Genomic DNA, 22,173 nt, shown 5'->3' with positions numbered 1-22,173 from the left:
GCTGGACTCCTGCGGCGCGCGGTGGCGGACGATGGCTGTCAAAGCTTGAAGAGGCGGCGGGCGTTGCCGCTGCAGACTTTTTCCCGGACGCGTTCGTCCATGGGCGTTTCCTCGATGAAGCGGGCGGCGACGCGCGTCGACTCATAGGGATAATCCACCGAGAACATGACGGCGTCCTCGCCCATTTCGGCGATGGCGCCCAACAAGGTGGGAGACGAACACACGCCAGAGGTCGTGATCACGATGTTGCTGCCTATGTATTCGGACGGCGCGCGCTGTAGCGTGATGCCGTGCGAGTAGACGGCAAAGCGGCTGTCGAAGCGCCAGCGCTGGAACGGAAGGCCCTCTCCCATATGTCCCAGAATCAGCTTGAGCCTGGGAAAGCGGTCGAAGACACCGCCGAAGAGCAGGCGCAAGGCATGCGTGGCGGTTTCGACGCCCCAGCCCCACGATGCCCCCACGAGTTCCGGATGGCCCTGGCAGGCATGCGGCACGACATAGGGATCGACGGGGTGCAGGTACAGGGGCACGTCCAGGGACTGCATGCATTCCCAGAAGGCGTCGTAGGCGGGGTCGTCGTAGTAGCGGCCATTGGTGTGGCCGTTGACGAGCGATCCCTTGAAGCCATACTGCGTGACGCAACGTTCGAGTTCGCGCGCCGCGGATTCGGGATCGTGCATGGCGAGTACGGCGAAACCGCCGAAGCGGTCCGGGTGGCGTGCAACCTGCTCGGCCAGGAAATCGTTATTCTGCCGGGCGCGGCTGAGCGCCAGCGCGGGATCGGGCTCGGCCTGAACACCGGGGCCGGTCTGGGACAAAATGACGTAGTCGATGCCGGCTTCGTCCATTTCGCTCAGCCGCAGCCGGTCGAAGTCCTCCAGCCTGGCGCCGATGTCGGCGAAGACGGCCGGGTCGATGTGCTGCGAAAAGCTCTTCGTGTAGTCCTTGAAGCCTACCGCGGTGTAGTGCTCTTCAAAGGCGATCTTGCGCACCCTGGCCATGCCTGTGCTCCTCTTGGTTCGATTTGCCGGGTCGGGATGTTCCGACCTATTTCTCAGCATACTGAGTATGGATCTGGATTTTTGCCCTGTGCGTGGCGAGCCTGGGCGGAAGTTTCGGGGGCCTTCGGTCGCTCTTTTGGCGGGTTGTATGTCAGTATACTGACTTTATAGTCAGCGTACTGACAAATTAGGGAAATCCTGGGTATTGGGGTGTCGGTGGGGGTTGGGGTGTCGGTGGGTGTCGCTGCTGGTTGGCGTGCTGGGGCCGTCCGTCGGGGTGGTCGCCTGTCGGGGCCAGCCTGATCGGCCGGTCCGGCCCCCGGGGGCCGGACACCGCTGCGCTAATCTCGTCCGGCGGGCGTTTGTCGTTTGCGTTCTTCTTCATGGCATCCGCGCCACGCCTCCCTTCGATTCCGCTCGCTCGTCCTCAACAGGCTGGCCCCGACAGGCGACCACCCCGCCGGACTCCGGTGTCTCTCACTCAAGACCGCCGGGGCGAGCGGGGTTCTTGCGCTTCGTGGACGTGGTTCCTGGAGCTGGAAGATCGTACAGGGCTTGTGAAGCCCGGCCGCCCAGCGCGGCCGCGCTTCACGTACGAGCTCGGCTTGCCACGTACGAGCTCGGCTTGCCACGTACGAGCTCGGCTTGCCACGTACGAGCCTCGGCTTGTGACCGGGCCTCGCAACTGTGGCCAAGCCGCCTCTGCGAAAGCCTCGTGGCAGAGGCACGGCTTCCACTCCGAACCCCAGCCCAGGCATGCCAGCACCCCCACAATGAACGCAAACGCGTAGGTCGTTTTCCGGCCGCGCTGGGCGGCCGGAAAACGACGGGCACGCCAAGATTCTCCCCCCACCCCAGAGGCCGCCGACGAAGCAAAAGAACGCAAGCCGTCCCAGCACCCGTGAATGAGAGACACCGGAGTCCGGCGGGGTGGTCACCTGCCGGGGCCAGCCTGTTGAGGACGAGCGAGCGGAATCGAAGGGAGGCGTGGCGCGGACGCCATGGAGAAGAAAGCGCACAAAAAACGCCCGCCGGACGAGATTAGCGCAGCGGTGTCCGGCCCCCGGGGGCCGGACCGGCCGATCAGGCTGGCCCCGGCAGGTGACCACCCCGCCGGACGGCCCCAGCACGCCACCCCGCACCCACCAGCAACCAACAACGAACAACCCGGCCGCCTAGAAAGCCCGTAACTGCGCCCGCCCGTATTGATTATTGGCCTCCACCAACGTAGACAACAGCTTCATGAAGATCTGCTGATTCCGAGGCGATAAAGGCTCGAGCAGCCGCTGCTGGGCCCGCGCCATCCCCGCCTGCAGCAACCCCATGATCCGCATGCCTTCTTCGGTGATGACGGCCTGGCGCGAGCGCTTGTCGTTGGGATTGACCCGCCGCTGCACCAGCCCCCTTTCCTGCAGCCGCTTGATGACGTCCGCGGTGGTCGTCCTATCCAGGCCCAGTTCCATTCCGATCGCCGTCTGGTCCATCCAAGGGCTGAGCGATAGCGCCGTCAGTACCCCGTACTGTACCGGCGTGATGTTCTGCGTCTTGCATTCCTCGAAGAACATCGCGTAATGGATCTGGTTCAGCCGCCGCACCAGATACCCCGGCCGCGCCCAGAGCACCTGCTTGGCCGGCGCGAATACGGTATCGTCCGGCCCCGACGTTGCCGGGATGCGTCGCCGTCTTGTTGCCTTGGTCTGGATATCCGCGTCTGCCATGGGTAAGGACTGCGAGGTGGCCGCAAAAAGTTGTTAGTACACTGAATATTACACGATCGGCCCCCGGCCAGGCCCCCTGCCCCGCCCCTGGAGCGCGGCCCCCGCCACACGGCGTGCTACTTCAGCGGCGCCTTCCCATCGCAGATATCCATGATCATCCGTGACGCCAGGTACATCCGCGGCACGATCGTCTTGATCTCGATGTATTCGGCCGCGTTCGAATGCGCGCCGAAGCCGTTCACCCCCATGCCTTCGATCACCGGCCCGCGCGCCTTCAGCGCGGCGAAGGCGGCGTCGGTGCCGCCGCCGGCCGCGCGGTCGATCACGTTCATCGGCATACCCAGCTCCTGGTAGATCGCCTTCCCATGCTCGGCCAGCGCCCGCGAAGCCGGCGTCGCCTCCAGCGGCGGGCGGCGCACCTCGAACTTCATGCTGACCTTGGATTCGGGAAGCAGCTTGTTCTTGACGCGCTCCTGCAGCGCCTTCTCCAGCGCGTCGAAATCCGCGACCCGCAGCGCGCGGGCATCGGCCTGCGCGGTGGCATTGCCGGGAATCACGTTGCGGTTGGTGCCCGCCTGCGCCACCGTCCAATTCAGCTTCAGGCCCTCCTGCGGCTTGGACAGATCGTCCAGCTGCAGGATCTGGTGCGATAGTTCGTACAGGGCGTTGACGCCGCCCTCCGGCCGCGAGCCCGCGTGCGACGTGCGGCCTTCCACGGTCAGATAGGCCGCGCCGATCCCGCTGGTCGCCAGCCGCAGATCGCCGTGCGAACCGCCGCCCTCGAACGAGAAAACCGCATCCTGGTCGGCGGCCACCCGGGTAATCGTGCTGCGCGCGCCGGGGGAACTGATTTCCTCGTCGCCGTTGAACAGCACCGTCAAGGTGCCGAAGTCGTCGAACTTCAGCTTTTGCAGCAGCGCGACCGTATGGATCACCAGCGCCACGCCCTGCTTGTCGTCGGCGATGCCCAGGCCATAGGCGCGGTCGCCATCCACGCGGAAAGGCTGGTCCTTCAGCATGCCGTTGCGGTACACCGTGTCCATATGGGCGATCAGCATGATCTTCTTGCTGCCCTTGCCCTTGAACTCCGCCTGCACCATGGGGCCGATTTTCTCCGGGGTATCGCCCATGCGGAAGACGTCGGTGGGCGCGATCACCTGCACCGAGCCGCCCAAGGCCTTGAGCTTGTCGGCGACCAGCGCGGCGATCTGTTCCACGCCCTCCACATCGCGGCTGCCGGATTCGATCCCCACCAGCTCCCGCAAGGTGTCCAGCATGGGCTGCTGCTCCGCCTTGGCGGCGTCATGGACCGCGGCGACCGGCGCGGCCTGGGCGGCGGCCCCCAGGCCCACCAGCGCCAGCAGTGCCGATGCGGCGGCGCGACGAAAACACAGCGCAGTGAACGACATGGCGATTCTCCTTTCCCGTGTTGTGGTCCAGGGATGATAGACCCGCGGCGCGGCCCGCGCGAACCCGACGCGACCCCCGGGGTCCCGGCAGTAGACGCCGGGCGGGCGCCGATGCTAATCTGCGCCCATATTCCAACATTCGTGAACCAGTTCCCAAATTTTAGGAAATATGGATATGCCGGATTCCATGGTTGCGCCGCTGTCGGGCATCAGGGTCATCGAAATCTGCAACGTCGCCGCCGGCCCCTTCTGCGGCATGCTGCTGGCCGACATGGGCGCGGACGTGATCAAGATCGAACACCCGGAAGGCGGCGACACGCTGCGCAGCTGGCCGCCGATCTCCCAGGGCTACAGCGAGAACTTCGCCTCGCTGAACCGCAACAAGCGCTCGGTCACCCTGAACCTGAAAGACGCGGGGGATATCGAACTGGCCCGCGCGATGATCGCCGATGCCGACGTGCTGCTCGAGAACAACCGGCCCGGCGTCATGGACCGCCTGGGCCTGGGCTACCAGGCCTTGCGCGAGCGCAATCCCCGCCTGCTGTACTGCTCGATATCGGCCTATGGCCAATCCGGGCCGCGCGCGCAGGAAGGCGGATTCGACCTGACGATACAGGCCATGAGCGGGATCATGAGCGTGACCGGCGAGCAAGGCGGCGCGCCCGTGAAGTGCGGCGTGCCGGTGGCGGATTTCTCGGCGGGCCTGTATGCGGCATTCAGCATCGCCAGCGCCCTGCGCCAGGTGCAGGCCACCGGGCAAGGCGCCCACGTCGATGTCTCCATGCTGGGCGCCACGCTGGGCATCGCCGCGCTGCAGACCTCGGAGTTCTTCGGCAGCGGCCGCGATCCCGTCAAGCTGGGATCGGCCCATCCGCGCAATGCGCCCTACCAGGCATTCCGCTGCCGCGACGGCTATTTCGGCATGGCGGCAGGCAACAATGCGCTTTGGAAAAACGTGTGCGCCGTGGTCGGCCGCGAAGCGCTCTACGCGGATCCGCGCTTTGCCGATACCTCGCTGCGCGCGCGCAACCAGGATAGCTTGCGCGACATGCTGGAAGAAATTTTCCTGCGCGAGGACGCGGAATACTGGCTGGCGCGATTCCGCCAGGCCGGCGTGCCCTGCGCGCCCATCAACTCCTATTCCCAGGTGCTGGAAGATCCGCAGGTCGCGCACATGGGCTGGGTCCAGCCGGTGGAATTGCCCAACGGCGTGCGGACCCGCACCTTTGGCATGCCGGTGCGTTTCGACGGCCGTGCATCCCCCATCCGCCAGCGGCCCCCCGCGCTGGGCGAGCACAACGACGAAATCCTCGCCCCCCTGCGCGCCGCCGCCACGGAGACCGCCAAATGAGCGGGCCGGTACGGATCCGGCGCGAAGGCGCCGCCTTCCACATCGGGCTGAACCGCCCGGAAAAAATGAACGCCCTGTCGGCGGACATGGTAGAGGAACTGATCGCCGCCGTCGCCCACGCGCAGGCATGCAATGCCGATGTGATCGTGCTGGAGGGCGAAGGCAGGAACTTCAGCGCGGGCTTCGACTTCGCCGATCTGGACACGCAGTCCGAAGGCGACCTGCTGCTGCGCTTCGTGCGCATCGAAACCCTTTTGCAGGCGCTGCGCGCGTCGCCCTGCCTGACCGTCGCCCTGGCGCATGGCCGCAACTTCGGCGCGGGCGTGGACCTGTTCGCGGCCTGCCGGCTGCGCTATGCGGAGCAGGACGCCACCTTCCGCATGCCGGGGCTGAAGTTCGGCCTGGTGCTGGGCACGCGCCATTTCGCATCGCTGGTGGGCAGCCAGGCGGCGCGCACCCTGCTGGAAACGGCCGCCACCTTCGATGCCGAGCATGCGCGGGAGCTCGGCTTCGTCACGGCCATCGCGCGGCGCGACGGCTGGGAAGAATTGCGCGCCCAGGCCGTGGCGCGCGCCGCGGAGCTGCCGGCGGGCAGCCGCGCGGCGCTGTACGAGACGCTGGCCGACCGCGGCGCCGACGAAGACCTGGCGCGCCTGGTGCGCTCGGCCGCCGCGCCCGGACTGAAGGCACGCATCGGCGCCTATCTGCAGGCGGCGCGCAAGTAGGAACGACAGGATATCCAAGGAGACACGCATCATGGGATCCGGCTTCAATGCAAACCCCAAACAGCGCAGCCTGGCGGAACTGGCGGCGCTGATTCCCGACGGCGCATCGGTCGCCCTGGGCGGCAGCTTCCTACATCGGGGGCCCTTCGCGCTGGTGCGCGAACTCATACGCCAGGGCCGCCGCGACCTGGAATTGATCAAGCAGTCGCCGGGCTACGACGTCGACATCCTGTGCCGCGCGGGCGTATTGCGCCGCGTACGCGCCGGCATCGTCGCCATGGAGGGCAACTTCGGGCTGGCGCCGGGTTACCGCAAGGCCGTCGAACAGGGCAAGGTCGAGCTGGAGGAACATGCCTGCGCCAGCCTGACCGCCGGCCTGCGCGCCGCCGCCTACGGCGTGCCTTTCATGCCCTGCGGCGGCCTGCACGGCAGCGACCTGCCCGCGCTCAACCGCTGGGCCTGCCTGGACGACCCCTACGGCAGCGGCGCCAAGACCTGGGTGATCCCCGCCATCCGCCCCGACTTCGCCGTCATACACGCCAGCGAAGTCGACGCCAAGGGCAATGTGCGCGTGCGCGGCACCTATCACTGGGACCGCATCATGAGCCGCGCCGCGGGCAGCGTGCTGGTCGTGGCCGAGCGCATGGTGGACAGCGCGGTCTTCGAGCGCGAACCGGAGGCGACGGTGGTCCCCTATTTCATGGTCCAGGCGCTGGCCGTGGTGCCGCGGGGCGCGTGGCCGGGATCCTGCTGGCCGGACTATGCCATCGACTATCCGGCGGTGGAACGCTATATGGACACCAGCCGCGGCCTGGATGCCCATATGGCCGAAGCGCCGGAAATCCGGGAGACCGTCCATGCGTGAAAACTGGTCCGCCTTTTCCTACATCGCGATCAACCTGGCGCGCTTCATCCGCCCCGACGAGATCACCTTCAGCGGCGTCAATTCCACCTTCCCCATGCTGGCCTGCCTGCTGGCCAAGCAGGCCTACGACTGGGACTTCGTCTATATCAACGTGGCCGGCGGCGTGGACCCGCGGCCCTCGCATGTGCCCTTGTCCAGTTCCGATCCGGTATTGGCGGAGCATTCGGCCTCGATTTTCGCCAACGAGGACTTCTACGACCTGTGCACGCGCGGACGCATGGACCTGACCTTCCTGGGCGCGGCGCAGATAGACGGCAACGGCTGCGCCAATAACTCCAGCATCGGCGACTGGCACCGGCCCAAGGTGCGCCTGCCCGGCGGCGGCGGCGGCGCCGTCATGCTGCCGACGGCGCGGCGCGCCTGCACCTGGCGTACCGAGCACTCCACCCGCACCTTCGTGCGCAAGCTGGATTTCATGACGTCCTGGGGCGGCTTTCACGGCGTGGTCACGCCCATCGCGGTGTTCGTCAAGCGCGATGGGCGGCTGGCACTGCAGTCCTGGCATCCGGAGTCCAGCCTGGACGAAGTGCGCGCCCGCACGGCCTTCGAATTCGACGCCACCGGCGCCGCGCCGACGGCCCCGCCGACCGCCAGGGAAAGCGCCGCCTTGCGCGCGCTGGATCCGGACGGCCAGTTCGAACGCGACGCGGCCGTGACGCTGCGCTGACACGGCCGCGGGCCGTGTCCACCCCCGAAGGAGCCGCCGTGCATCCAGACCACCACGACACCAGCCTGCCGGCGGCGCTGCGCGACCGCTGGCGCGATCCCGCGTGGGCCGCGCGGCCTGCCCTGGTCCACGATGAAGACACGCTGACGTACGCCGGACTGTCCCGACGGGTCGGCGCCCTGGCCGGATGGCTGCGCCAGCGCGGCGTCCCGCGCGGGGCCTGCATCGGACTGGCGATGGAGCGCTCCCCCGCGCAGGTCCTCGCGCTGCTGGCGGCGCTGGCGGCCGGCGCCTGCCCCTGTCCGCTGGAGCCCCGCATCTCGGCGGAGGAAACGCGCCGGCGCGTAAACGCCGTCGGCCTGTCCTGGCTGCTGCACGATCCCGCGCATGCCGCGCTCGCCGGCGCCTGCGGGCTGGCCGAAGGACGCGTGCTGGACTGGAGCGCCCGCGACGAGAACGCCGCGCCCGGCTGGGACACGGACGTGGCGCCCGGCGATCCGGCGCTGCTGCTGTTCACCTCCGGCAGTACCGGCCAACCCAAGGGCGTGCTGCTCAACCACCGCGGGCTGCTGTGCAACGCGCGCGGCGTGGCCCTGCATACCCGGTTGCGGCAGGACGACCGCCTGCTGCACGTGATGCCCCTGCATCACACCAACGCCATCAACAACCAGATATTGGCGCCCTTGTATGCCGGCGCCGCCGTGGCCCTGGGCGGGCGCTTCCGGGCCGAGGACATGCCCGGCCTGATGGCGCGGCACCGGCCCACCATCATCACCGGCGTGCCTACCATGTATGCGCGCATGCTGGATCTCTCCTTCGACCCCGGCGACCTGGCGCGCCTGCGCTTCGCCCGCTGCGGCTCGGCGCCCATCACCGAGGCCCTGCACCGGCGCATCGAGGATTTCCTGGGCTGCCCGCTGGTCGTCTCCTATGGCTTGTCCGAAGCCACCTGCACCTCCACGATGAACCCGCCGCACGCCCGCCGCATCGGCACCGTGGGAACGGTACTGCCGGGCCAGACGGTATTCCTGCGGCGGCCGGACGGCAGCGTGGCCGGTCCCGGCGCCGAAGGGGAGATCTGCATCGCCGGAGACAACCTGATGACGGGCTATCTGGGCGCGGCCGATCCCGGCATCCATGGCGGCGTGCTGCGCACCGGGGACCTTGGCCGCTTCGACGCCGACGGCTATCTCAGCATCACCGGCCGCATCAAGGACGTGATCATTCGCGGCGGCGAGAACATCTCGCCCTCCCTGATCGAACGCGCGCTGGCCGCGATGCCCACCGTCGCCGCGTGCGCCGTGGTGGGCGGCCCGCATGCCGATCTGGGAGAGGTGCCGGTGGCCTTCGTGGTCGGCCGCGGCGGCGCCATCGATGAAGCGGCGCTGCGCGGTGAAATGCTGCGCGTGCTGGGGCGCATCTACGTGCCGGAACGCATCATCGCCGTCGACGCCCTGCCGGAGAACGCCGTGGGCAAGGTAGACCGCAGCGCCCTGGCCGCGCGCCTGCGCGCCGCACCCGCATGAAACCGGCCGTGACCCGGCGGGCGGCGCCGCGGGCCCGCCGCCGGGTCCGGCGCGCCGGCCCGTCCAAAGAGGTATGCCGGGCCCGCATGAGCAAGCAGTCGTCATGCCGCATCGAAGAATGCGGCGCATACACAAGCCCCCAAGGGGATACTGAAGGAGACTCATCATGCATCACCACTGGCGTACCCTCGCAGGCACCCTCGTGCTTGCCCTATGCGCGGCCGCGGGTCCCGCGCACGCGCAAGCCGACAACTGGCCGGCGCGGCCCATCAAGCTGGTCGTCCCCTTCCCGCCCGGCGGCGCCAGCGACGCCGCCGGCCGCATCTACGCGCAATACCTGACCGACAAGCTGGGCCAGCCCGTGGTGGTGGAAAACCGCGCCGGCGCCGGCGGTGAAATCGGCGCGGACCACGTCGCCAAATCCGACCCGGACGGCTACACCCTGCTGCTGGGCGCGCTGGGCAGCCATTCCATCCATGCGGCACTGGGCGAAAGCCCGTACGACCTGGGCAAGGCCTTTGTCGGCGTGTCCATGGCCTCGACCGTGCCCATGGTCGTCGCCGTCAATAGCAAGGTCCCCGTGAAGTCCGTCCACGAACTGGTGGCGCTGGCCAAACAGAAGCCGGGCCAGCTCACTTTCGGTTCCGCCGGGCCGGGCACGCCGCAGCAGATGGCCGTCGAGCTCTTCAAGGCCGACACGCATACCAATCTGATGCACGTGCCCTACAAGGGCAGCGGCCCTTCGGTGGCCGCGCTTTTGGGCGGCCAGGTGGACCTGGTGTTCGAGACCCTGCCCGCCTTGCAGGGCAATATCAACGGCGGCCGCATCCGGGTGCTGGCCGTGACCAGCGCCAAGCGCTCGCCCAGCATGCCCGACCTGCCCACGCTGCAGGAAGAAGGCGTGCGCGGCTACGATGTGACCAACGCCTACGCCGTGCTGGCGCCGGCACGCACGCCCCAGCCGGTCGTCGACAAGCTGGCCGCCGCGATGAAGGCCGTCGGCGCCATGCCGGAGGTGCAGCAGAAGTTCCGCCAGCAAGGCGCCGAGGCGGTCACCACCACGCCGGACGAGACCACGCGCATGCTGCAGGCCGAACTCAAGAAGTGGACGGCGGTCGTGCAGGCCGCCGGCGGGCGCGAGATCGCGAAGAAGTAGCGCGCGCCGCCGCCGGCGACGCCAGGCCCGCCGCCAGGGAGGGAAACTCGCTGGTTTCGCGGGCCAGCTCGGCGATGGCGCCGACCAGCGGGTCCAGTACGTCGCGCTTGTACAGGGCGACGAATTCCACCGGCGGCAGGGCCGGCCGGGTCTTTATGATGCGCAGTTCCCCGGCTTCCAGCTCCTTGCGGCAGGAACGCAGGGGCAGCAGGCTGACGCCCAGGCCCGCCATGGTCAGGTCCGCCAGCACGCGCACATTGCTGCACGACACCACCGGCTGGTAGGACGCCTGCCCGGCGCTGAACCACTGTTCGATCACGGGGTAATGATGCGAGGCCTGCGACAGGCCCAGCACCGGCCGGCTCGCCAGTTCGGCCGGGGTCAGCGCGTGGCGCGGCAGGCGCATCGCCGGCGGCGCCATCCAGACGAACTCGTCATGGCCCAGCGGCAGGCATTCCAGGCGGCTGCCTTGCACCGGCCCCGTGGCGATGGCCAGGTCCAGTTCGCCGCTGGCCAGGCGCTCCACCAGCGGCGTGGTCAGCGCGATCTCCAGCTGCACCGTCACGGCCGGGAACCGCCGGCGCAACGCCGCCATCAGGCGCGGCAACCAGGTCATCGCCACCAGGCCCGCCACGCCCATGCGGATGACGCCGCCGGCCGCCCGGGCGTCGCCGATGTCGCGCACGATATCGGCGGCCAGGCCGACCACCTGCCGCGCCCGCTCCAGCAGCGCGCGGCCGCGCGGCGTCAGCACGGCGCGATGGCCGCTGCGGTCGAACAGCGGCACGCCCAGGGCGCCTTCCAGTTCGCGCATCCGCGCGGAGATCGTCGACTGCGTCGTGTGCATGGCGTGCGCCGCGCCGGCGAAGCTGCCGGTATCGACAATGCGGATAAAGGTCTCCAGCTGGCGTATGTGCATGCCGCCCCCGTTCGTATCATCGAAGTATGCGATCAATCTTCTTAGAAATAAATCGCTTTCTTCGATATACCGCCAGGCCTAGACTGTCCATCGGGCCGTGCACCCGCCGGGTCGCGCGGCCGGCCGAACAGGAGGAAGACATGGGCGCCATCGAACGCATCCTTACCGAAAACCACGGCGACGCCGCGCAGGTGCGCGACACGCCGTTCCAGGGCCCCATCGTGTGGCGCCGCGAGACGCTGGCGCCGGACGACGGCATCGTCGCGCTGGACGCCGGCTGCCGCCGGGAGCTGGACGAACTCGTCGAAACGCTGCGCCGCAACCCGCTGGCCACGCCGCTGCTGCAGCTGGAGGACTTCGACCTGCCCGCCTGCCGCGCCATGATGACCCGCGCGCGCGGCGTACTCGAACACGGAGTGGGCTTCGTCATCATCGACAAGCTGCCCATGGACGACTACACCGTCGACGAGGCCCGCGCGGTGTACTGGCTGCTATCGCAGATGGTGTCGCGGCCGGTCGCGCAAAGCTGGGACGGCAAGGTGATCTACGACGTACGCGACCTGGGCAAGCCGCCGGGCAACGGCGTGCGGCCCGACATCACCAATGCGGAACAGAACTTCCATACCGACAACAGCTATAACCTTTATCCCCCCGACTATGTGGCGCTGCTGTGCCTGCGCCCCGCCATGGAAGGCGGCATCAGCAGCATCGTCAGCTTCTATTCGGTCTACAACGAAATGCTGGCCTCGCATCCGGACCTGGTGGAGCGGCTCTTCCAGCCCTACCTGTTCGACCGCCAGCGCGAGCACGCGCCGGACGACGCCAGGCTGATCAGCCATCCCCTGTTCCAGACCCGCGAAGGCCGCACCCTGTGCCGGCTGTCGCACCGGCATGTGGTCACGGGATACGCCATGGCCGGCCAGGACATGGACGAAATGACCAAGGCGGCCCTGTTCACGCTCGAGGCCATCATGATGGAGCCGCGCTGGTCGCGCGAATTCTTCTTCGAGGCCGGCCAGATCCAGATCGTGGACAACACGCGCCTGGGCCACCGCCGCACGGCCTTTGTCGACTATCCGGAGGAAGACCGCAAGCGGCACCTGGTACGGTTGTGGCTGCGCAACCACGGACGGCGGTTCTATAACGGCTGAGGCGGGCGCCCGCGCCCCGAAGCCGGTCGGCCTCGTTCAGCCGCCGGGCGCCCGGTGCCCCATGAGCTCGGAGACCTCGCTGGCGCGAGCGGCCACGGTGGGCGCCAGTTCACGCATGCGGGCGGCGGTCAGCCGCTCCAGGGGCCCCGATATGCCCAGCGCGGCGATGGGCTGCCCCAGGCCATTGAAAATGGCGACCGCCACGCCGCCCACGGTGGCCCGCCACTCGCCCCGATTGATGGCATGGCCCTGGCGGCGTATTTTGCGCATTTCTTCTTCCAGCGCGTCCAGGGTCACGATGGTCTTGGGCGTGTGGGCTTGCAGCACGCCGGCGTAGCGGGCGATATAGCCTTCCGGCTGGTGCGCCAGCAGCACCTTGCCGGTGGCCACTGCATAAGCCGGCGCCCGGCCGCCGATGTACGAATAGGCGCGCACCGGCTGCGCGCTGTCTATCTTGTCGATGTAGACGACCTCGATGCCGTCCAGCAGCGACAGGTGCACGGTCTCGCCCGAATGCTCGGCCAGGCGCCGCATCGCGGGCTGCGCCAGCTTGCGCACGTCCAGCTGGGCCAGCTGGCGCGCGCCGAGCTCGAACAGGCGTACCGTCGCGCGGTATTCGCCGCTGGCGTCGTCCTTCACGATATAGCCGGCATGCGCCAGCGTCTGCAGGGTGCGGTGCGTATTGCTGCGCGTCAGTCCCACCCGGGCGGCCAGTTCTTCGATGGTGCGCGGCCGGTGGTCCACCTCGGTCACGGCCTCGAGCACCATCAGCCCCTTCAATAGCGTCTTGTCCATAAGGGATCCTCTGTGGCGGCAAAGATATCACGCCCCCGCTCCCCGCACGCATCGACGCGCGGCGGGCGGAACCTCGCGGCACGCGAGGCGACGCACGCGCGCCTATTCCAATAATTCTGCTCGAGGTGCCCCGATGATCGTCATCAGTCCGATGGTTCGCACGATCCCCACGTCGCTGGAAATTCCCACCATACCCGTCGATGCCTATGTCAAGCGCGACGTCCTGGCCGAAGCCACCGTCGGCTTGGAACGGGCCGCGGCGCCGCAAGGCCCATTGACGCTGACCACGGGCTTCAAGCTGGATCCGCGCGTGGTCCAGGCGCTGGACGCCTGGGTCGCCAGGGCCGGCACCGGGGAAGACCGCGCCACGGCGCGCAGCCGTATCGTGGAGACGATGGCTCACGATGCCCGCAAGGCGCGGCTTTCCCTGAAAGGCCTGGGGCTGCGGGAGGTGCCGCCCGTCATCCCGGATGTCTACAGCCTGGATGTGTCGGACAACCGCATCGTCGACCTGCCCCCGCTGCCCTGCGGCATCCAATACCTGCTGGCCGCGAACAACCGCATCGCGGAATTGAAGTATCCCTTGCCGGGCGACCTGGTGGTGGCCGACCTGTCCCACAACAGGCTGACCGAGCTGCCGGAGACGCTGCCCGGGCGCATGGTGCGGCTGGACGTGCAGAACAACGCCTTGAAAACGCTGCCCCGCAACATGTCGCGCGAACTGCGCATCCTGAATGTCGATGAGAACGCGGCGGACCTGTCCAAAGCCGCCGCGGATTGCCTGTCCAGCCGACGCGTGCTGCGCGTCTTCGATGTTTCCTTGGGCGGCCCCGGCCTGTCGGCCACTCGCGCCGCCCGGAAACTGGACACGCTGCGATGCACGGCCAATCGGGATCATCACCTAGCCGCGATTCCGCTCGTCAGGGCGTGAATCCGGCCCCGTCATCCGTGCCTTGCATTCACGCCAGGCCGGGCCGCGTCAGGCCGGGCCGCGTCAGGCCGGGCCGCGTCAGGCCGGGACGCGCCAGGCCGGGCCGCGCCAGGCCCGTCGCATCCCACATCATTGCAGGTACGCGGGCGTGTCCAGGCTCAGCGAACCCTTCACCGTGCGGCTCAGCTCGTCGATCAGCAGCTCGGGCTGGTCCGCGCGGATGGCGGCGACGATCTTCTCGGCGGCCACGGCCGGCGAGGTCTTGGGCGCATCGATGCGCTTGACCATGTCGGTGTCCATATAGCCCACATGCACGCCCGTGACGTGGATGTTCCGGTCCTTGAGCTCCCGGCGCATGCCGTTGGTCAGGGCCCAGGCCGCCGCCTTCGAGGCGCTGTAAAGCGTCGAGCCTTCGATCACGACCCAGCTCAGCACGGACAGCACGTTCACGAAGGCGCCGCCGCCATTGCGGGCGAGGATGGGCGCGAAGGCGCTGCTGACATTCAGGACGCCGAAGAAATTGACGTCGAACAGGCTGCGGATGCGCGCCGGCGCATCGTCGCCCAGCGCGGGACCGGGCAGCGAGATGCCGGCATTGTTGATGACGATGTCCACGTCGCCGCAGCGCTCCGCCGCCGCGCGCACGCTGGCGGGGTCCGTCACGTCCAGCGCGACCGGCACGACGCCGGGCAGATCGACGCTGGCGGGATCGCGCGCGGCCGCATATACCTTGGCGGCGCCGGCCTGCAGCAGGGCCTGGGCGATCGCCTTGCCCAAACCGCGGTTGGCGCCCGTTACCAGCGCCACGTGTCCTTTGATTTCCATGATGCACTCCTGTCGGGTTACGCCGGTCGGGATCCACCCTCCGGCCCGCGGCCGGGCCCGATGCCCGGCCGGCGTGGTTAGATGTCAAGCGACATCTAATTAGATGTCGGGTATCATCTAAATGTCAACCACTTTTTTGGCAGACAGGCGATGCGAAAATCCCGCGAAGAAACCGCCCGCACCCGCGAACGCATCATTGCCGCGGCGGGACATGAATTCCGCCGCAACGGCATTGCCGCCACCGGACTGGCCGGGCTCATGAGCGCCGCCGGCCTGACGCACGGCGGCTTCTACAAGCACTTTTCCTCCAAGGATGAGCTGGTCGCGGAGGCCTGCGGAAAATCCATCAATGGAACGCTGGACGACCTGGTCGAGCGCGTGGCCGCGGAGCCGCCGGAACGCCGGCTGCGGGCCTTCCTGGCCGCCTATCTGTCGGCGGCGCACCGCGACCACCCGGAAAACGGCTGCGGGCTGGCCGCGCTGGGCAGCGAACTGGGCCGGGCCGGCGATGCAACCCGGGCGGCCGTCACCCGGGCGTTCGAACGCATGGTGGACATCATCGTCCAGTACCTGCCGGCGCCACAAGCGCCGGACGCGCGCGCACGGGCCCGCACGATCATGGCGGCCCTGGTCGGCACCGTCGCCATGGCCCGCGCGATCGACGATCCCGCGCTGTCGGACCGCCTGCTGGAGGACGCGCAGGACTCCCTGGCCGCCATGGCGGGGCCGCCGGCGGGCTGACGCCCCGCGCCGCACGGCTGGGCATGGCGCATGCTGAAGCGCGCCGTTTCCGCAGCCACGCGGCGCTGCCCAGGGCGGCGTCCCCAAGAACGAGGAACAGCCTGCCCATGATAGAAGCGGTCTGGTACGTGCTGGTGGGCGGCCTGCTGATCGCCATGGCGCTGGCGCGCAATGTGATCGCACGGCTGCCCGTGACCGGCGCCATGATCTACCTGGCGGTCGGATTCGCCCTCGGCCCCGGGGGCGTCGGCCTGCTGGACGTGGACATATACCGCGACACCCATGCCCTGCGGGCGATCACCGAAGCCGGCTTGATCGTCGCCCTGTTCGCCATCGGGCTGCACCTGCGGGCGCCACTGGGCCACCGGCTATGGTCGCCGCCCTTTCGCCTGGCCTTGCCGGCAATGGTGGTCACCATCGCCATCATGGCGGCCGCCGCGCATTTATGGCTGGGCTACGCATGGGGACCCGCATTGCTGCAGGCCGCCGCCCTGGCCCCCACCGACCCCGTCCTGGCCAGCGAGCTGCGCCCAAGGGAGGCGGGCGACGACGATCCGCTGCGGTTTTCCCTGTCCGGCGAAGGCGGCGCCAACGATGGCGCGGCCTATCCTTTCGCGCTGCTGGGCATCATCCTGTGCACGATGCCGGCGGGCGGGATCGAAGCACCCTGGAAGCTGGCCGCCGAGCTGGTATGGGGTGTCGTCGCGGCGGTCGGGATCGGCTGGGTCATGGGAACGTATACGGAGATCCTGGTCGCGCGGCTGCGCATCCGCTATGCGAAGGCGCTGGGTTTCGAGGGCTTCCTGGCGCTGGGCCTGATGGCCGCCTGCTATGGCCTGACGCTGCTGGCGCACGGCTATGGTTTCCTGGCGGTGTTCTGCGCGGGCGTGGCGCTGCGCCGCCGCGAAATGCAGGCCACGGGCGAAGCGACGCCCAGCGAAACGCTGCACGATGTGCCGCGCGGCGAGCGCCGCCAGGCCGCCAAGGATCCCGAGCTGGCGCATGCCTATCTGGCCGAGTCCATGATGGCCTTCTCCGTCGAAATGGAGCGCATCGTCGAGCTGGCGCTGATGCTGCTCGTGGGCAGCGTGATTTCCGCGCACTGGCGCGAAATGCTGGGCTGGGCGCCGCTGGCCATGATCGCGCTGCTGTTCTTCGTGGCCAGGCCCGTGGCCGTGCAGGCCGCGATGGCGGGCACCGATGCGCCGTGGCGCGAACGGCTGGTCGCCTCCTGGCTGGGATTCCGCGGCGTGGGCACTTTTTTTTATCTGCTTTTCGGCCTGGAACACGCGCCGGAGCAGGTCAAGCCCCTGATGCCTATCCTGCTCGGCGCCATCACCGTATCGGTATTCGTGCACGGCATTTCGGCCCTGCCCGTGCTGACCTGGTACTACCGCGAAAAACCGGTAGAGGAATGACGGCCCGCGCAATGACGAACGGGGCGGATCCCGTCGGCATCCGCCCCGCCCATCGCGCCGTTGCGGCTCAGTCCGAACCGAGTTGCAGCGAATTCGGCTGCCGCTTCTCGATATTCCACTTCAGCAGCGCCGCGCTGCGGTAGATGCCGTGCGCGAACTTGCCGTATGGCAGCGTCAGGAACAGCGCCATCACGGTACCCAGGTGTATGGACAGCAGCAGGCCCATCGCCCCGGTGTCGCGGCCCGCCAGCAGGGCCAGGCCGGTCACCGATATCAGCAGCAGCAGCACGATGAACCCCCGGTCCATGGGCCGCTGGGCCACGTCGCCCTGCTCCGGATGGCGGCGCAGGTTCAGCCACAGCAGGCCCGCCGGGCCGATCACCAGGCCGATGCCGCCCAGCGTGCCCAGCACGACCGGCGCGCTGAAGAAGGGATAAGGCGCGTGGTAGTCCAGCAGGTAGTGGTACAGCGTGGCGACGCAGGTCGCCGCGAAGCACAGCATGAAGCCGTAAAAGGTGAAGTGATGGAAGCGGCGGCGCGCCAGCGTGAACGCGTCGTCGTTCTCATTGCAACCCTTGCCGTGGCCGCCGTCCAGGTAGCGCAGCCGCAGGGCGTCGTGCGCGGCCTCGGCCACCGCCGGCCCGCTTGCCTTGCCCGGCGACACATTGCGCCAGAAGCGCGTCACGCCTATGCCCAGCGCCAGGATGGCGAACAGGAAGACCACCCCGAACAGCAGGGCCAGCAGATTGTGCGGGAAGATGGCGTAGAAGTTGCCCGCCAGGGGGGCATGGATCAACGAACCCGTCGACGCCATGGCCAGCACCAGGAACAAGGCCAGCATGGCGGCGGTGGCCAGCGATACCGTCAGGCCGTTGCGCTTGTACAGCGTGCCCAGGGCCGCCGGCCAGGCGTAATCGGTGTAGGTCTGCACCCGCACCTTGGCCATGGCCTGCGGCACGTTGACGCCGAACTCATGCGGCGGCGCGTACTGGCAGGCGTACAGACAGGCCCCGCAGTTGTGGCACAGATTGGCCAGGTAATTGACGTCGGCCTTGCCGAACTCCAGGCGGCGCGTCATGGCGGGAAACACCGCGCAGAAGCCCTCGCAGTAGCGGCAGGCGTTGCAGATCTGCATGACGCGGGCGACTTCGGTTTCGTTCTCGGTGGTCGGCGCCTGCGCGCGCACGAACTTCACCGGGGTTTCCTTCATGGCGCTGTGTCCCTCGGCCGTGCGGGCCGGGGTGATGGACGCATCGGGCGTCACGACGTGCATGGCGCTCGCCTGTTTGACGAGGGCTTCAAGCTGTTTCAAGGGAGGCTCCCATGGATGATTTCTTTCCCGCGGCCTGCGCGGCCTGCGTACCGGCGATACGGCCGAATGCCGTGCCGATCGACATGCCGACACCGGCGGTATAACCCTTGCCCAGGACGTTGCCGGCCATCATTTCGCCCGCCACGAACAGGTTGTCGCTGGGCACGCCGTTGAAATGCACGGCGGCCCGGTCGTTCACCTTCAGGCCCAGGTAGGTGAAGGTGATGCCGGGACGCAGGGGATAGCCGAAGAACGGCGCGCGGTCGATGGGACGGGCCCAGTGCGTCTTGGCGGGCGCGATGCCTTCGGTGTGGCAGTCGTCCAGCTTGGTGTGGTCGAAAGTGCCGACGCGGCAGGCCGCGTTGTACTCGCGCAGCGTCCGCATGAAGCGGTCCTCGTCCAGTCCCAGCTTGCGCGCCAGTTCTTCCAGCGTGTCGGCCTGCGTGCCCGGGAATACGGGCGGCATGAAGCGGCCCACCGCCTTGGCGTCGATGATGGAATAGCCGATCTGCCCGGGCTGGCCCGCCACCAGGCGGCCCCAGATGGCGTAGCGCTTGGGCCAGAAGTCCTCGCCTTCGTCGTAGAAGCGCTCGGCATCGCGGTTGACCACCACGCCCAGCGACACGCAATCGATGCGCGTGCAGATGCCGCCGTCGTACAGCGGCGCGCGCGCGTCGATGGCCACGCAGTGCGACTGCGACGGATCGCCGATGATATCCGCGCCCGCGTCCATCATGAACTTCAGCAGGACGCCCTTGTTGAAGCGCGTGCCGCGGATCAGGAAGTTGTCCGCGGGCCATTCGCCGCGCTCGTTCTGGCCCCAGGCCTCGCGCAGCCATTCACGGTTGGATTCGAACCCGCCGGCGGCCAGCACGCAGGACTTGGCCTCGATGCGCTCCTGCCCGACGAAAGCGGCGACGAAGCGGCCGTCGCGCAATTCCAGGCGCTCGACGGGCGCGTTGTAGCGCACCTGCACGCCCAGCGACTCGGCGCTGCGGTAATAGGCATTGACCAGCGCCTTGCCGCCGCCCATGAAGAAGGCGTTGGTGCGCGCCACGTGCAAGGCGCCGGACAGCGGCGGCTGGAAATTCACGCCGTGCTTGCGCATCCAGGGCCGACAGGTCGACGAGGCGCGTATCGTCAGCCGCGCCAGGTGTTCATTCGTGATGCCGCCGGTGACCTTCAGCAGATCCTGCCAGAATTCTTCTTCCGGATAGGCTTCCACCAGAACATCCTGCGGCGCATCGTGCATGCAGCGCAGGTTGCGCGTGTGCTGCGAGTTTCCGCCGCGCCATTCCTTGGGCGCGGCCTCCAGCATCAGGACGCTGGCGCCGGCCTCGCGGGCCATCAGCGCAGCGCAAAGGGCGGCGTTGCCGCCGCCGATAACCAAAACATCCCACATGGCTTCGTAGCCCTCCTTGGACAGGTGCGGACTTTAGACCAGAAGCCATCCGGCCGTAAGGGCTTTTATTTCAATGGGTCTTCACGAATTTTGAAGACGGGCGCCGGGCCAGCCGCCCTCGTTGACCAGCTCTCGCGCCACATCGCCCAGGACGACCCGGGCCGCAAGGCCGGCCGGCGAAAGCTCGTCTTCAGGCAAACTGACGAGGAGATTCTTGCGATGCAGGTCCGGCCCGGTCAGCCAGATGCGCCCCAGCGTCGGGTCCGCCGCCAGCGCGGCGCCCGGCTGGATGGTGGCCACGTGGCCCACCTTGACCATGGCCATCAGGGTGGCCAGGCCGTCCACTTCCGCGACGATATTGGGTTCCGCGCCCAGGCGGGCGTAGGCGCTGTCCACCAGGCTGCGCAGCCCGTGGGCCGCGCTGGGCAGCACCAGCGGGACGCGGGTCAGCTCGCCCAGGCTGGCGGTTTCCGCGGCCGGCCAATACGGCGTGGTCGGCTGGCCGATCAGGACGAGCTGTTCGTCCAGCAGCGGCAGCACCGTCCAGCGCTGGGCGGCATCCGTATTGAAAACGATGGCCAGGTCCACCTGGCGGGCGTTCAGCATGGCGGCCAGATGGCCGGACAGGCTTTCCGTCATGCGCAGCCGCACGTCGGGATAGCGCTGCTGCATCGCATGGATGAAGCGCGGCGCCAGCACTGTCGCGGTGGTGGAGGCCAGCCCCACGCTGACCTGGCCGCTGAGGCGGGCTTCGCGCGCGGCCATGACCGCCGCGTCGGCATGGCGGATCGCCAGCTGCGCCTGCCGCAGGAAGGCCCGGCCGGCGTCGGTGGGCACCACGCCGGTGGACGTCCGCTGCAGCAGCCGGGTGGCCAGCTCGCTTTCCAGCCGGCTGATCTGCTGGCTGAGCGCCGACGTCACGACCCCCAGCTCAGCCGCCGCGCGTCCCATGCTGCCCAGTTCGACGATGCGCGCGAAGGCGCGCAGCTGCCGCAATTCCATGACCTGTTCTATGAATAAGTAAGCCGTCCCGATAGCCGGATTGTGACATGGCGGCCCAGCCTGTCGGGAATTACCCGTAGAGGGCCCGCCCAGAGCCATATCGGGCCATCAGTCCCCTTAGAATTGCCCGGTCTTCGCATCGCCGAGCCCGCCAGAAGCGGCGCGCCGCCCGATGCGGGCGCGACGGCAGCCGCGCGACACCAGACTCCACATATCCAAGAGGACAGCCACATGCTGAAGAAAATCACCTTGTTCGCGGGTACCGTACTGCTGGCCGCCACGGCCCAGGCCCAGACGAAATGGGATCTGCCCAGCGCCTATCCCCCCAGCAACTTCCATGTGGAAAACCTCAACCAGTTCGTCAAGGACGTCGGCACGCTGTCCAACGGCAAGCTGGCGATCACCGTCCACAACAACGCCTCGCTGTACAAAGCCCCGGAGATCAAGCGCGCCGTGCAGGGCAACCAGGCCCAGATCGGCGAGATCCTGCTGACCAATTTCGCCAACGAGGCACCGGTCTATGCCCTGGACGGCCTGCCCTTCCTGGCCACCGGCTACGACGCTTCATTCAAGCTGTACCAGGCGCAGAAGCCCTTCCTGGAGAAGAAGCTGGCCTCCCAGGGCATGATGCTGCTGTACGCGGTGGCCTGGCCGCCGCAGGGCATCTTCGCCAACAAGGACATCAAGTCCGTCGCCGACATGAAAGGCCTGAAGTGGCGCGCCTACAGCCCGGTCACCGCCCGCATCGCCGAACTGGTCGGCGCCCAGCCGGTGACCGTCCAGCAGGCGGAGCTGGCGCAGGCCATGGCCACAGGTGTCATCGACTCGTATATGTCTTCGGCCTCCACCGGCTACGACACCAAGACCTACGAGTACATCAAGAAGTTCTACGACACGCAGGCCTGGCTGCCCAAGAACGCCGTCATCGTCAACAAGCGGGCCTTCGACGCATTGGATCCCGCCACGCAGGACGCCCTGAAGAAAGCCGGCGCCCAGGCCGAGGAGCGCGGCTGGAAGCTTTCCCAGGAAAAGAACAAGTGGTACCAGCAGGAGCTGACCAAGAACGGCATGGCCATCGTCGCCCCCAGCGATGAGCTCAAGCAGGGCCTGCAGAAGGTGGGCGAACAGATGATCGCCGAATGGGTGAAGAGCGCCGGCGCCGACGGCCAGGCCATGATCGACGCATACAAGAAGTAGCC

Annotated in this window: 20 protein-coding genes; 11 read left to right on the top strand and 9 right to left on the bottom strand. The window is 68.1% G+C overall.

Features of this window, described 5'->3' with window-relative positions:
- Window positions 1-38 precede the first annotated feature (38 nt).
- The 3 genes from BAU06_RS12280 to BAU06_RS12270 all read right to left on the bottom strand — a co-directional run bounded on the left by BAU06_RS12280 (window position 39) and on the right by BAU06_RS12270 (window position 4,128).
- Entirely contained in the window at window positions 39-1,001 is a 963-nt protein-coding gene (locus BAU06_RS12280; protein WP_066349438.1) for an amidohydrolase family protein, read from the bottom strand.
- A gap of 1,175 nt (window positions 1,002-2,176) precedes the next feature.
- Window positions 2,177-2,719, bottom strand: coding sequence for a MarR family winged helix-turn-helix transcriptional regulator (locus BAU06_RS12275; protein ID WP_066349436.1), 543 nt, complete (start codon window positions 2,717-2,719; stop codon window positions 2,177-2,179).
- A 116-nt stretch (window positions 2,720-2,835) separates the two neighbouring features.
- A complete protein-coding gene (locus tag BAU06_RS12270) occupies window positions 2,836-4,128 on the bottom strand; it encodes a M20/M25/M40 family metallo-hydrolase (RefSeq protein ID WP_066349434.1) in 1,293 nt (430 codons plus the stop codon).
- 175 nt (window positions 4,129-4,303) lie between these two features.
- Here BAU06_RS12270 and BAU06_RS12265 point away from each other — a divergent pair, with 175 nt between their 5' ends.
- From BAU06_RS12265 to BAU06_RS12240, 6 genes are all read left to right on the top strand, one after another.
- Entirely contained in the window at window positions 4,304-5,479 is a 1,176-nt protein-coding gene (locus BAU06_RS12265; protein ID WP_066358952.1) for a CaiB/BaiF CoA transferase family protein, read from the top strand.
- Entirely contained in the window at window positions 5,476-6,204 is a 729-nt protein-coding gene (locus BAU06_RS12260; protein WP_066349429.1) for an enoyl-CoA hydratase/isomerase family protein, read from the top strand. Before BAU06_RS12265 ends, BAU06_RS12260 begins: the two co-directional genes overlap by 4 nt.
- A gap of 31 nt (window positions 6,205-6,235) precedes the next feature.
- On the top strand, window positions 6,236-7,069 hold the full coding sequence (locus BAU06_RS12255) for a CoA transferase subunit A (RefSeq protein WP_066349426.1): 834 nt from the start codon (window positions 6,236-6,238) through the stop codon (window positions 7,067-7,069).
- Window positions 7,062-7,796: a CoA-transferase subunit beta gene (locus BAU06_RS12250; protein ID WP_066349424.1), complete on the top strand. Its 735-nt coding sequence runs from the start codon at window positions 7,062-7,064 to the stop codon at window positions 7,794-7,796. The genes BAU06_RS12255 and BAU06_RS12250 overlap by 8 nt, the downstream gene beginning before the upstream one ends.
- Window positions 7,797-7,834: 38 nt before the next feature.
- Entirely contained in the window at window positions 7,835-9,322 is a 1,488-nt protein-coding gene (locus BAU06_RS12245) for a class I adenylate-forming enzyme family protein (RefSeq protein WP_066349422.1), read from the top strand.
- Between the two features lie 166 nt (window positions 9,323-9,488).
- Complete coding sequence (locus BAU06_RS12240) at window positions 9,489-10,478, top strand: Bug family tripartite tricarboxylate transporter substrate binding protein (RefSeq protein WP_066349420.1); 990 nt, start codon at window positions 9,489-9,491, stop codon at window positions 10,476-10,478.
- Here BAU06_RS12240 and BAU06_RS12235 read toward each other — a convergent pair.
- Window positions 10,420-11,397, bottom strand: coding sequence for a LysR family transcriptional regulator (locus BAU06_RS12235; protein ID WP_066349418.1), 978 nt, complete (start codon window positions 11,395-11,397; stop codon window positions 10,420-10,422). The two genes, BAU06_RS12240 and BAU06_RS12235, sit on opposite strands and share 59 nt — an antisense overlap.
- 140 nt (window positions 11,398-11,537) lie before the next feature.
- Between BAU06_RS12235 and BAU06_RS12230 the strand changes: the two genes are divergently transcribed.
- Window positions 11,538-12,548 (top strand): TauD/TfdA family dioxygenase, encoded by a 1,011-nt coding sequence (locus BAU06_RS12230; protein WP_066349416.1) that lies wholly within the window; start codon window positions 11,538-11,540, stop codon window positions 12,546-12,548.
- Between the two features lie 36 nt (window positions 12,549-12,584).
- Here the strand turns inward: BAU06_RS12230 and BAU06_RS12225 are convergent, their stop codons facing one another.
- Window positions 12,585-13,343 carry an IclR family transcriptional regulator gene (locus tag BAU06_RS12225; protein ID WP_066349415.1) on the bottom strand — a complete coding sequence of 253 codons (759 nt, stop codon included), beginning with the start codon at window positions 13,341-13,343 and terminating at the stop codon, window positions 12,585-12,587.
- A gap of 133 nt (window positions 13,344-13,476) precedes the next feature.
- Between BAU06_RS12225 and BAU06_RS12220 the strand changes: the two genes are divergently transcribed.
- Entirely contained in the window at window positions 13,477-14,274 is a 798-nt protein-coding gene (locus BAU06_RS12220) for a leucine-rich repeat domain-containing protein (protein ID WP_066349414.1), read from the top strand.
- A gap of 129 nt (window positions 14,275-14,403) precedes the next feature.
- Here BAU06_RS12220 and BAU06_RS12215 read toward each other — a convergent pair whose 3' ends face one another.
- Window positions 14,404-15,099, bottom strand: coding sequence for an SDR family oxidoreductase (locus BAU06_RS12215; protein WP_066349413.1), 696 nt, complete (start codon window positions 15,097-15,099; stop codon window positions 14,404-14,406).
- Between the two features lie 150 nt (window positions 15,100-15,249).
- Between BAU06_RS12215 and BAU06_RS12210 the strand changes: the two genes are divergently transcribed.
- Window positions 15,250-15,840 carry a TetR/AcrR family transcriptional regulator gene (locus BAU06_RS12210; protein ID WP_066349409.1) on the top strand — a complete coding sequence of 197 codons (591 nt, stop codon included), beginning with the start codon at window positions 15,250-15,252 and terminating at the stop codon, window positions 15,838-15,840.
- 107 nt (window positions 15,841-15,947) lie between these two features.
- On the top strand, window positions 15,948-17,258 hold the full coding sequence (locus BAU06_RS12205) for a cation:proton antiporter (RefSeq protein ID WP_066349408.1): 1,311 nt from the start codon (window positions 15,948-15,950) through the stop codon (window positions 17,256-17,258).
- A gap of 67 nt (window positions 17,259-17,325) precedes the next feature.
- Here the strand turns inward: BAU06_RS12205 and tcuB are convergent, their stop codons facing one another.
- The 3 genes from tcuB to BAU06_RS12190 form a co-directional block, all read right to left on the bottom strand.
- On the bottom strand, window positions 17,326-18,468 hold the full coding sequence (tcuB, locus tag BAU06_RS12200; protein WP_156770387.1) for a tricarballylate utilization 4Fe-4S protein TcuB: 1,143 nt from the start codon (window positions 18,466-18,468) through the stop codon (window positions 17,326-17,328).
- Between the two features lie 88 nt (window positions 18,469-18,556).
- Window positions 18,557-19,972, bottom strand: coding sequence for an FAD-dependent tricarballylate dehydrogenase TcuA (gene tcuA, locus BAU06_RS12195; protein WP_066349404.1), 1,416 nt, complete (start codon window positions 19,970-19,972; stop codon window positions 18,557-18,559).
- 81 nt (window positions 19,973-20,053) lie between these two features.
- The gene (locus BAU06_RS12190; protein ID WP_066349402.1) at window positions 20,054-20,974 is read right to left on the bottom strand and encodes a LysR family transcriptional regulator; all 921 of its coding nucleotides are present in this window, start codon (window positions 20,972-20,974) and stop codon (window positions 20,054-20,056) included.
- Window positions 20,975-21,205: 231 nt separating this feature from the next.
- Here BAU06_RS12190 and BAU06_RS12185 point away from each other — a divergent pair, with 231 nt between their 5' ends.
- Window positions 21,206-22,171 carry a TRAP transporter substrate-binding protein gene (locus BAU06_RS12185; protein ID WP_066349400.1) on the top strand — a complete coding sequence of 322 codons (966 nt, stop codon included), beginning with the start codon at window positions 21,206-21,208 and terminating at the stop codon, window positions 22,169-22,171.
- Window positions 22,172-22,173: the final 2 nt, after the last annotated feature.

Origin of the sequence: Bordetella bronchialis (assembly GCF_001676705.1) — a bacterium.
Classification (GTDB): Bacteria; Pseudomonadota; Gammaproteobacteria; order Burkholderiales; family Burkholderiaceae_B; genus Bordetella_C; species Bordetella_C bronchialis.
This window is presented reverse-complemented; position numbering and strand designations above follow the sequence as displayed.

Excerpts from the sequence above, each read along its gene's own strand:
- BAU06_RS12280 (WP_066349438.1), bottom strand. The coding sequence starts at position 1,001 with ATGGCCAGGGTGCGCAAGATCGCCTTTGAAGAGCACTACACCGCGGTA.
- BAU06_RS12275 (WP_066349436.1), bottom strand. The coding sequence starts at position 2,719 with ATGGCAGACGCGGATATCCAGACCAAGGCAACAAGACGGCGACGCATC.
- BAU06_RS12270 (WP_066349434.1), bottom strand. The coding sequence starts at position 4,128 with ATGTCGTTCACTGCGCTGTGTTTTCGTCGCGCCGCCGCATCGGCACTG.
- BAU06_RS12265 (WP_066358952.1), top strand. The coding sequence starts at position 4,304 with ATGCCGGATTCCATGGTTGCGCCGCTGTCGGGCATCAGGGTCATCGAA.
- BAU06_RS12260 (WP_066349429.1), top strand. The coding sequence starts at position 5,476 with ATGAGCGGGCCGGTACGGATCCGGCGCGAAGGCGCCGCCTTCCACATC.
- BAU06_RS12255 (WP_066349426.1), top strand. The coding sequence starts at position 6,236 with ATGGGATCCGGCTTCAATGCAAACCCCAAACAGCGCAGCCTGGCGGAA.
- BAU06_RS12250 (WP_066349424.1), top strand. The coding sequence starts at position 7,062 with ATGCGTGAAAACTGGTCCGCCTTTTCCTACATCGCGATCAACCTGGCG.
- BAU06_RS12240 (WP_066349420.1), top strand. The coding sequence starts at position 9,489 with ATGCATCACCACTGGCGTACCCTCGCAGGCACCCTCGTGCTTGCCCTA.
- BAU06_RS12235 (WP_066349418.1), bottom strand. The coding sequence starts at position 11,397 with ATGCACATACGCCAGCTGGAGACCTTTATCCGCATTGTCGATACCGGC.
- BAU06_RS12230 (WP_066349416.1), top strand. The coding sequence starts at position 11,538 with ATGGGCGCCATCGAACGCATCCTTACCGAAAACCACGGCGACGCCGCG.
- BAU06_RS12225 (WP_066349415.1), bottom strand. The coding sequence starts at position 13,343 with ATGGACAAGACGCTATTGAAGGGGCTGATGGTGCTCGAGGCCGTGACC.
- BAU06_RS12220 (WP_066349414.1), top strand. The coding sequence starts at position 13,477 with ATGATCGTCATCAGTCCGATGGTTCGCACGATCCCCACGTCGCTGGAA.
- BAU06_RS12215 (WP_066349413.1), bottom strand. The coding sequence starts at position 15,099 with ATGGAAATCAAAGGACACGTGGCGCTGGTAACGGGCGCCAACCGCGGT.
- BAU06_RS12210 (WP_066349409.1), top strand. The coding sequence starts at position 15,250 with ATGCGAAAATCCCGCGAAGAAACCGCCCGCACCCGCGAACGCATCATT.
- BAU06_RS12205 (WP_066349408.1), top strand. The coding sequence starts at position 15,948 with ATGATAGAAGCGGTCTGGTACGTGCTGGTGGGCGGCCTGCTGATCGCC.
- tcuB (WP_156770387.1), bottom strand. The coding sequence starts at position 18,468 with ATGAAGGAAACCCCGGTGAAGTTCGTGCGCGCGCAGGCGCCGACCACC.
- tcuA (WP_066349404.1), bottom strand. The coding sequence starts at position 19,972 with ATGTGGGATGTTTTGGTTATCGGCGGCGGCAACGCCGCCCTTTGCGCT.
- BAU06_RS12190 (WP_066349402.1), bottom strand. The coding sequence starts at position 20,974 with ATGGAATTGCGGCAGCTGCGCGCCTTCGCGCGCATCGTCGAACTGGGC.
- BAU06_RS12185 (WP_066349400.1), top strand. The coding sequence starts at position 21,206 with ATGCTGAAGAAAATCACCTTGTTCGCGGGTACCGTACTGCTGGCCGCC.